This is a genomic window from Paraburkholderia sp. (assembly GCF_036488505.1).
In the GTDB taxonomy this organism is placed as follows: domain Bacteria; phylum Pseudomonadota; class Gammaproteobacteria; order Burkholderiales; family Burkholderiaceae; genus Paraburkholderia.
The window spans coordinates 1-1,916 of the sequence record NZ_DASXHN010000046.1 but is presented as its reverse complement, the minus strand read 5'-3'; the positions used below and the strand labels follow the sequence as shown (position 1 = coordinate 1,916).

The 1,916-nt window shown below is 62.5% G+C and carries 2 protein-coding genes; both read left to right on the top strand.

Annotated elements, in window-relative coordinates; genetic code table 11:
- Positions 1-36 precede the first annotated feature (36 nt).
- A complete protein-coding gene (locus tag VGH68_RS02700) occupies positions 37-999 on the top strand; it encodes an acetaldehyde dehydrogenase (acetylating) (RefSeq protein WP_331601962.1) in 963 nt (320 codons plus the stop codon).
- On the top strand, positions 996-1,916 hold a 921-nt coding region (dmpG, locus tag VGH68_RS02695), incomplete at its 3' end, for a 4-hydroxy-2-oxovalerate aldolase (RefSeq protein ID WP_331601961.1). The genes VGH68_RS02700 and dmpG, both read left to right, overlap by 4 nt.

Genomic DNA, 1,916 nt, shown 5'->3' with positions numbered 1-1,916 from the left:
CGCCCCGAAACCTTAATACTGGACAATGGAAAGAGCATGAACGGAAAAGTGAAGGTGGCAATCATTGGGCCGGGCAATATCGGCACTGACCTGATGATCAAGGTCATGCGCAACAGCGAGCATCTGGAGATGGGCGCGATGGTGGGCGTCGATCCGAAGTCCGACGGCCTGGCAAGGGCACAGCGCCTCGGCGTGGCGACAACGGCCGAAGGCCTGGATGGATTGCTGAAACTCGATGTGTTCAAGGACATCGACATTGTCTTCGATGCAACCTCAGCCGGTGCCCACAAGCGTCACAACGATGTGCTCCAGGCGCACGGCGTACAGGTGATCGACCTGACGCCGGCGGCCATCGGCCCGTACGTGATTCCCGCGATCAACCTCGAAGCCGAGAACGCGGCCAACATGAACATGGTCACGTGCGGCGGGCAGGCGACCATTCCTATCGTCGCAGCCGTCTCGCGGCTAGCGAAGGTGCATTACGCGGAGATCGTGGCGTCGATTTCGAGCAAGTCCGCAGGCCCGGGCACGCGCGCGAATATCGACGAGTTCACCGAGACCACGCGCAGCGCCATTGAAAAGCTGGGCGGTGCCACGCGCGGCAAAGCGATCATCGTGCTGAATCCCGCCGAGCCGCCGCTCATCATGCGCGACACGGTGTTCATTCTGTCGGAGCTCGTGGATCAGACGGCGCTCCTGGATAGCATCGAAAGAATGGTGGCGAGCGTGCAAGCCTATGTGCCGGGCTACCGCCTGAAGCAGAAGGTCCAGTTCGATGTGGTCGAACCGTCAAAGCCGCTGAACGTGCCCGGCCTGGGTCCCATGCATGGACTCAAGACATCGGTGTTTCTCGAAGTGGAGGGCGCCGCGCACTACTTGCCGTCGTACGCCGGTAATCTCGACATCATGACCTCGGCCGCGCTTGCATGCGGCGACATGATGGCGCGTCGCCGCATGGCGGCGGGTGTCGCCCGCGGCAAACAGGAGATCGTGCAATGACTCGCAAAAAACTCTATATCTCCGACGTGACGCTGCGTGACGGCAGCCACGCGATTCGTCATCAATACAGCATCGCCCACGTCAAGGCGATAGCGAAGGCACTCGATGAATCCGGCGTGGACAGCATCGAGGTGGCGCATGGCGATGGCATCGAAGGCTCGAGTTTCAACTACGGCTTCGGCGCCCACAGCGACGTGGAATGGATCGCGGCGGCTGCAGAAAGCGTGAAGACCGCGAAGATCGCGACGCTGCTGATTCCCGGCATCGGCACGACGCACGACTTGCGCAATGCCTTCGATGCCGGTGCGCGCATCGTCCGGGTAGCGACCCATTGCACCGAGGCGGACGTGTCGCGCCAGCATCTGGAGTTCGCCCGCGAACTCGGCATGGACCCGGTCGGTTTCCTGATGATGAGCCACATGACGACGCCGCAAAAACTCGCTGAGCAAGCGAAGATGATGGAGAGCTACGGCGCGTCCTGCGTGTACGTGGTGGACTCTGGCGGGGCCTTGGGCATGAACGATGTCCGCGAGCGTTTCCGCGCGTTCAAGGACGCACTCAAGGCCGGGACGCAGACCGGCATGCACGCGCATCACAACCTGAGCCTGGGCGTGGCGAACTCGCTGGTGGCAATAGAAGAGGGTTGCGATCGAGTCGATGCAAGCCTTGCCGGCATGGGCGCCGGCGCCGGCAATGCGCCGCTCGAAGTGTTCGTTGCCGCGGCCGGGCGGCAGGGCTGGCATCACGGCTGCGACCTGTACAGGCTGATGGACGCCGCCGACGACCTCGTCCGTCCGCTACAGGATCGTCCGGTGCGGGTAGACCGCGAGACGCTCGCACTCGGTTACGCGGGCGTGTATTCGAGCTTCCTGCGTCACGCTGAAGTTGCGGCGAAAAAATACGGCCTGAAGACAGTC

What these genes read in the sequence shown, in the direction of transcription:
- VGH68_RS02700 (WP_331601962.1), top strand. Translation starts at nt 37, where the DNA reads ATGAACGGAAAAGTGAAGGTGGCAATCATTGGGCCGGGCAATATCGGC.